This is a genomic window from Janibacter sp. CoH_79_TC_3 (genome assembly GCF_058197955.1).
Genome location: NZ_JBXWIV010000014.1, coordinates 64,961 through 73,070, shown reverse-complemented (window position 1 = coordinate 73,070; position 8,110 = coordinate 64,961). Strand labels below are relative to the sequence as shown.

Below are 8,110 nucleotides of genomic sequence, written 5' to 3'. Positions count from 1 at the left end.
TGCTTTGTTTATACCAACTTAGTTTACTCTTTCTCATAGTGCTATCCTAAATAATTTTACTTATCTAGGACAGCCCCCTTATTTTTATAGGTAGCTTGTTTTATAGTATTTGTATTTTCCCTTTGTTTAAAGCATAACTGAGCCGAACTGAATGAATGTTTACCAGTACAATTTACCCATAAAAAGGTCACTGAATAAATTGTTCGCTACGAAGCGAGCGTGGCATAGCATAGCTTGGAGTATGCTATTCATAGCATCATCAGGTACAGCATTTGCCAATGCGGACACTTATATGAATACGCTTATTAACCAAGCGATTCAAAGCCATCCTTTGGTTGGTTCAGCGCGAGCAGAACAACAGGCTACTACTGAAAGCATTCGAGCTGCTAAGCTTAATATGCTACCGGCTCCTACACTGTCTACAGGCTATGATCCAGAGGATGGTATGGTATCACAGCTACAGATTAGGCAGTCGCTGTGGACTGGCGGTAAGTTGACGGCAAATGTGAATCAAGCCATATTTGATGACAAAGCAGCGACAGAATATGTCTATGAGCAACAAAATCAAGTGGCCAAAACCACCATTGAAGCGTGGCAAAGCTATATTACCGCTGTGTCTAAACAAAGTGTCTATTACGATAATTTGCAACTGCTAGCAGAGTTTGAATCGATGATGCAGCGCCGTGTGAATCAAGGCGTATCCGCTCGTATCGAATTAGACCTAGTCACCAACCGCATTTTGCAGGAGCAAAACGCTTATCAAGGGGCTGTTGAACAGCAGCGTATTGCTATTGCTCGCCTAGAACAGATTGCTGGACGTCGGATAACAGCGGCTGAGTTACCAGCACCCAACTTGAGCGAAATCGTCAATCGTGCTAAAGGCTACTCAAAAGCCTTTGAGAAAATGGCATTTGACCAAGCCAGCTTTTATAACCCTACAGTGGTAAAAGAGCATTATCGTGTTGAAGCCGCCAAACAAGAGGTTAAATCGATACAGTCATCGCGCTATCCAACTTTGTACGCGCAATACGAATATGACTATTATTATGATGACAAGAATAACGATAATAACAATGACAATGGTAGTGGTTTCTCAGTAGGGCTTAGCTACGACCCAGGTGCAGGGCTTTCTAATTTAGCGTTAGCAAAGGCATCAGAGTCACGCGTTAATAGCTTAGTACAATCAAAAGAAGCCTCAAGACGTCTGGTACTTGAAACCATACAAACGCAGTATCAGCAATTTGCTAGCGCTCAAGACCAAGAGCGTTCATTGATTGCCGCAGTTGCAGGAGCTCAGATTGTCGTCAGCTCCTATCGCCGTCAGTTCATTGCTGGGCGTAAATCTTGGCTTGAAGTACTTAATGCCGTACGTGAGCATTCACAATATGAGATACAGCTGGTCGAGAGTCGAACCGCCGTTATTGCAGCCTACTATAAGCTGCAAGTTGATTTTGGCATGATGTCGTGGCAACAGTTCGATAAAAGTCGTCAGCCAACTCAACTCTTTCGTCCGCTAGATCCCGTCAAAAACTGGTTGAATAACCAAAGTGATGCTAGACCACAAACGGTAGTTAGTCAAGATAACGACATGAATACATATCCTATTAATGAGGGTGTTAGCTATGACATTACTGATACTAGCTATGACGTTACTGGGACTAGCTATGATAATGACTTATTATTATCAGACGAACCTTAAATATACAGTCAAGTAAATATGAATACATCATTGTAAATATAAAGTTATATTCTTATTCACGTTGTGTGATTATTACAATATGGCTAATCAGTAGGATATGTCCATCATGAGTACACCTGTTCCAGATCTAAATATCCGCACATCTGACGGTGAGTTGGTAGTGAGTTCTAATTTACAACCGTTGATGATGTCGGAATCAGATGAACTACCCAATGAGCAAGCGGTCCAACTAGCAGCGGCGCTTCACACCCTGCTAACTGAGCAAGGGTATCCTATTGATAATGTGCGGCTCAATGGCGTGATTTATCAGCAGCAGGATTTACTAGCACTGCCTAGTATTATTGGTGTGCTTAATCAATTAGGGATTGAGCAACTACCAGAAGTGTTACCGGCACCAGATGCTGCATTTTTACCCTTATTGGCTTTGCATCCTACGCAGGGTTGGGGTGTGATCAATCAACAAAATCCGCAAGGATTATGGCAGTTCAGTCAACTAGGACAGACGAGTGCTCACCGTAGTGACGCGTTTTTACACCTATTGCGCGTGCGCTTAGGGGATGAGCCAAGCAAGCGTAGACAGTTCTCGTTCGATCAACTGCTCAAAAAGGACTTAAGGAACTATCGAGGTATCGTCGTTGAGGCCGTAGTCGCCTCATTTTTGATTAATATGTTAGCACTTGCTGTGTCACTATTCTCAATGCAAGTTTATGACCGTGTCATCCCAACGCGTAGCGAATACACGCTGATTATTCTGGCAAGTGGTGTGGGACTGGTCATTTTATTTGAAACTTTTATGAAGTTCGCCCGCTCCAAGATTATGGATAAAGTAGTGGTCAATCTTGATCAATATTTATCGCGTGAAGTTTTCCAGCGTCTGCTAAACGTGCGCATTGATCAAATGCCAGGATCAGTCGGTTCGATGGCAGCGCAGCTACGTGGTTATGAGCAAGTTCGCGGTTTTTATACTGCAAGTACGCTATTCGGTCTTGTTGACATTCCAATGGCTATTATATTTGTAACCCTGATTGTCATTATTGGTAATCCTTTAGTGGCTTTGGTACCTATTGTGGCCGCCGTTATAGCCATCATACTTGGGTTCGGCGCACGTAGAAAAATCGACAGTATTGCGGCAATTGGAGCAGCAGCGTCTTATCGCAAAACAGGTATCCTTGTGGAGACTGTGGAAGGTGTTGAGACTATCAAAGCAGGATCAGGGAATTGGAAGTTCTTATCACGTTGGCTCGATGTGATGAGCATCACCACTAAGAATGATCTTGATATGAAACATGCCAATGACAATTTGAGCTATCTGTCGCAAATGATTCAGCAGACCAGCTATGTTGGCATCGTAATTATTGGCTCGTTTGTAGTGATGTCAGGTGATATGACAATGGGTGGACTTATTGCATGCTCAATCCTAGGTGGTCGTATCTTAGCGCCAATAATGGGTATTCCTAACCTGTTAGTACAACATTCACATGCCAAAGCTGCTAAGCTAAATATCGAAAAACTATTCTCATTAGAACAAGACAATCATGGTGTCAGTCATCCCTTGTCGCCTAGCAAAATCGCTGGTAATTTTAATGTAGACAAAGTTATTTTTAATTACCAAAATAATGATCAACCCGCATTGGCAATTAGTAGTCTGAATATAACAGCAGGTGAGCGTATTGCAGTATTGGGCCCTATTGGCTCAGGTAAATCGACTTTATTAAAAGTACTGTCAGGGCTGTATGCTCCTACCCAAGGCCGGATATTATTAGATGGATTAGATATTCAGCAGATTAGTCGTGAATCTATGAGTGAGCAAGTCGGCTATCTGCAACAAGACCATCGTTTGTTCGAAGGCACACTGCGAGAAAACTTATTGATTGGTCTACCAGCGCCCAGTGATGATGTAATGCGCGACGCCCTCGTTAAGACGGGACTGATTAAATTGGTAGCCAGTCATTCTAGTGGTTTGGATTTGCCAATTAGTGAGGGAGGTAAAGGATTATCAGGGGGTCAAAAACAACTGGTAGCATTTACTCGGTTGCTGCTGACAAAACCTTCCATATTATTGATGGATGAGCCAACCGCTTCTATGGATAATCGGCAAGAACTACAATGTATTGACGTACTCAAAAAAGAGTTTGGACAAGGGCAAACGCTTATTGTGTCCACTCATAAAATGCCACTCCTACAACTGGTCGATCGCATCATTATTATGGACAATCAAAAAATCGTAATGGATGGTCCGAAGGCACAAGTTCTTGAGCAATTAAAAGGCAATGATGATCAGAAAAAAGCTAGCAAACCATCAATTAAAGTAAGCTCGCCTAGAGTGACAGTAATTAGTAATAAGACTTCGAGTATCTCACCAAAAAACGACGATAAACGTGATAATTCAGGGCAGGATAATGGATAATTATAAACATAAGTTTCATGATCCTAAAGTGGGGCGCACGCGCATTATCATTTGGGGCTCATTGGTCGGAATAATTGCACTCGTTGTCTGGGCTTATTTTGCCCAAATTGATCAAGTCACGCGAGCGACGGGAACTATCATTGCTAGCGCTCGTACACAAGATATACAAGCCGTAGAGGGTGGCGTCTTGACCGAGATATTGGTCAAAGAAGGCGAGGATGTCACTAAAGGACAGTTAATAGTTACTTTAGAGGAAGAACGTGCGCAAGCAGCGGTCGCCAACTCAGGCTCCAAAATAGCAGCACTCAAAGCTAAGATTGCACGCCTAGAGGCGGAGATATTTGAGCGACCATTGGTGTTTCCAGAAGGCATCAAAAACTATAGTGAATATATAGAAAATCAAACCCAACTCTATAATCGTCGTAAGCAAGCAATTGACCAAGATGTCAGCTCACTACAAAAGATGATGGTATTAGCCCAGCAAGAGCTGAGTATGAATGAGCCGTTATTATCGTATGGTGATGTGAGTCAGGCTGATATCATCAAGTTGCGTCGGCAAGTTGCTGAAATTCAAGCTCAAATTACTAACAAGCGTAATAAGTATTTTGAAGAAGCACAGTCAGAGATGACCAAAGCGCAAGAAGATTTAGATACTGAACTTGAACAATTACGCGATCACTCACAAGTATTAGAAGAAAAAAATCTATTTGCGCCAACAGACGGTAAAGTAAACAATATCCTAGTGACTACTATCGGCGGCGTGGTTAAGCCTGGCGAAATCATCATGAAAATATTGCCAACCAGTAGTGATTTGATCGTCGAGGCTAAAATAAAGCCCGTAGACATTGCTTATGTCAAAGAGCAGCAGGATGCCACTGTAAAGCTTGATGCTTATGATTATTCTATCTTTGGTGCTATGAATGGTACTGTGATCTATATTAGTCCAGACACATTAATGGAGCAAACTCCGAAAGGGGAAGAGCCCTATTATCGTGTACAGATAAAAATTACTGGTGCTGAATTTTCTGGGCGCAGTGATGAGATTGTCATTAAGCCTGGGATGACAGCTTCCGTCGATATTAAGGCACAGCAGCGCTCGGTACTATCATACTTAACTAAGCCCATTACTAAGACTTTCTCTGAAGGACTAGGTGAGCGTTAGCGTTCAAACCCCGATATCAATCAAGCCACCTGAGTACTCCTAAAAGCAGTAAGAACTTGCTAAGACATGCCAGCAAAAGCTTAGCGGGTCTTTTATACGCAAGGCAGCTCATTACTCTAATATTTGCAATGCTTATCGTTGATAATACTAGACCCTTAATAACCATGGTATTGCTACCTAAGAAGTAAGAGCTATGTCGTCAGGATACTTGTTCTTTATGAGTAGAATTTAAGTTTTGCACTCTGATTAAGTTAGAGTGAGTACGTTTTAAGCTCTAAATAAGTGACTTTAATACTCATATATTTAGGGCTTTTTATTCTTGTTGTCTATTGCCTCAACAACTAATTATTTAATAAAATCAGCCACTTGATAATTGTTATGTTATAACGTATCATTAATAATATAATGATTGTTATGGCATTCTATAATGAAAAATAAAAGCCTTAAAGCGACCCAAAAATTGATAGTGCTTACCTCACAAAATCTACGGGTTCATTCTGATGCAAAATCTGCCTTTATGGTTTGGCAGCAGCATCGATTACCTCTACTGCGACCACAGCTGGCAAGTTTAGATGACTATTATCGTCAACCACTACGATTGTGTGCTGTAGAAGATAGCTATCAGTTTTTTAATACCTTTGCGCGTATTGATGAGGTAATGAAGCTTGAGACTAGATATCGACAGCCATGCTTAATTGCACCTGAGAGCAGTCATGACATTAAACGGCTAGCATGGTGTGAGGTGCTTAGTTTATCTAGGTTTAATGGTGTGGATCATCCCATGCTGTTTAAAGCGATATATCAGAATTCGCCAAAGCAGCTTATATGTGAGCTAATGGGCGTGAACCGCTTAACGGTCGCCAGTTATTGTCAGTTCGCTGGTATCAACCAAAGTGCTTATGAGTATCAGCAGTGTAAGGTAGCCAATGATGATGCGATGCTGGGGCTGCCCAAAAACCTGAATTGGATGGACACATCTTATGGGTCACACTGAGTTATTTAATGATGTAATCGACAGGCAAGCGTTGGATAAGCTTATCCCAATAGATTCACCACATTATATGAAAATGCATGCGCTTGTGGTTCATGTAATCAGCTTGGTGTCAGATGATGAGATTGATTTATTATTTTCGACACCATATGACAATCTTAAAGGCTTTACTGGCATAGACTGTGAAGATGTGATTAAACAAATCATTCGGCAAGGTAAAACAGTAGAGTGGGCGGTCAGCTACATGCTGATTGCTTTTTACCAAGTGTATGGCGAAGTTGATATAAATAGTAATGCTTGGCGGTTTATGAGTGGCTACTTAAAAGTGATGGTGATGATCACGGCACGCCATGATAAGCACTTTGCCAAAATAGATAAGCTTAGCGTACGGGTTCGAATGGCACTAAGACCTGCTGACCCACAACGTAACATTCTCGACCAGTTAATCAGCATTCACGCTCAGTGCGATAGCTTGTCCTCATGTTTACTTCATATTAGACAAGATGAGGCAAGCGTCAAACAGGAAGAGGCAACGGGTAAAACAGCCAATCAATATCTTGGTAGTAAAATCGGTCAAATCAGGCTGGCTTATGAGGTAGCAATCAATAATAAAACCTTTGTCGGCAAAACTTATACTAAGGACACTAAACGCATAAAGTCGGCTCAAACAGTCACCAAGACAGTGGCGCATATCGATGGTGAGCCATTACAAAGAATAGTATTTAGTAAGAAACAATCAAAAAAGCACAGTAACGTGGCAATTGCTGAAAATATTGCCGATGACGACGAAGTACCACTGCTAGACAATGACTTTAAGCCAGCCACACAAATCACTAAATCCTCCGAGCTACAGCAATGGCGATTGAAAGATAACCATCAACATGCCCGCCGTAATCAATTTCATTTCCCAACCAATCATCGTCAGCTGAGTATTACTGGATACCAAATATTATTTGCCACGCTTTGGCAACGTTTTATTAGCGAAAATACAGAAGATAAGACTGGATATGCGGTATTACTGCTATCACTGCTAAGCGGTCTTAGTATGGATAGCATCATTACTGATTGGCAGTGCAGTCTCAGTCAACGGCAGTATTTTATTTATGACCGTGTTCGTAAAATCAGTAGTATCGCTATCACGATTAATGTGACCACCAATACTCGAAGTCATCTGCTTGCGCACAGACAAAGCTATGGCAGTACCTTTTATCGCGCACTGCCTGAAGCTTTACAGATTATGCTTGAGGATAAAATTACCGTTTCATCCGATACTGTTAAATCCGCTATCTCTTACGCCAAAAACCAGCTTAACCTACCAGGACTGAGTCCTCAATATATTAAAGCAGGGCTATTTATCCTTATCAAAAACGAGCTTAATAAGTCCTTACATGCTGACCTGATCACAGGCGTTAATGTACGGCATAGCTCTGCGCTGTATTACCTTAGCACTAAAACGGTAGAGCTAGAGCAAACTTATATAAAAGCGGTAGAGCTGATAACTAAATACTGCAATGATGAGCAAAAAGCACTTTTAATAGATGAGTGTAGCGTACCGATGAACGGGCATAGAAGCCACATTGGTAGTGATATGGCACTAAAGACCACAATGTGCCAGCAGTTCTTTAATCAACTGGCGGTCAGTGCCGAGAGCTTTAATGGCAAGCTAGAATCCCATATGGATCGCTATATTGCGCAGTTTAATAGCTATAGTAACCCCAGTTCGGGATAAGCCAGTGCTTAAGTTGTTGATACTATTTGTATAATTATTATCTGACCTTATAAAGCCATGCTTTTGACAGTAGTTTATAGAGAAGCCTGTCTTCAAAGACTTAGCTGGTCTTCAAGAGTAAT

At 41.6% G+C, this 8,110-nt stretch carries 5 protein-coding genes; all 5 read left to right on the top strand.

Going from position 1 to position 8,110, the window contains the following annotated elements; translation table 11 throughout:
- Positions 1 to 241 precede the first annotated feature (241 nt).
- The 5 genes from AC2FA3_RS11425 to AC2FA3_RS11405 all read left to right on the top strand — a co-directional run bounded on the left by AC2FA3_RS11425 (position 242) and on the right by AC2FA3_RS11405 (position 7,988).
- The gene (locus AC2FA3_RS11425; protein ID WP_200662265.1) at positions 242 to 1,699 is read left to right on the top strand and encodes a TolC family protein; all 1,458 of its coding nucleotides are present in this window, start codon (positions 242 to 244) and stop codon (positions 1,697 to 1,699) included.
- Between the two features lie 106 nt (positions 1,700 to 1,805).
- Entirely contained in the window at positions 1,806 to 4,106 is a 2,301-nt protein-coding gene (locus tag AC2FA3_RS11420) for a type I secretion system permease/ATPase (RefSeq protein WP_413501513.1), read from the top strand.
- Entirely contained in the window at positions 4,099 to 5,268 is a 1,170-nt protein-coding gene (locus AC2FA3_RS11415) for a beta-barrel domain-containing protein (protein ID WP_102093440.1), read from the top strand. Before AC2FA3_RS11420 ends, AC2FA3_RS11415 begins: the two co-directional genes overlap by 8 nt.
- A 427-nt stretch (positions 5,269 to 5,695) precedes the next feature.
- Positions 5,696 to 6,262, top strand: a complete 567-nt coding sequence (locus AC2FA3_RS11410) for a hypothetical protein (protein ID WP_490509662.1) — start codon at positions 5,696 to 5,698, stop codon at positions 6,260 to 6,262.
- The gene (locus AC2FA3_RS11405) at positions 6,249 to 7,988 is read left to right on the top strand and encodes a hypothetical protein (RefSeq protein ID WP_490509661.1); all 1,740 of its coding nucleotides are present in this window, start codon (positions 6,249 to 6,251) and stop codon (positions 7,986 to 7,988) included. The genes AC2FA3_RS11410 and AC2FA3_RS11405 overlap by 14 nt, the downstream gene beginning before the upstream one ends.
- The last annotated feature ends 122 nt before the right edge of the window (positions 7,989 to 8,110 follow it).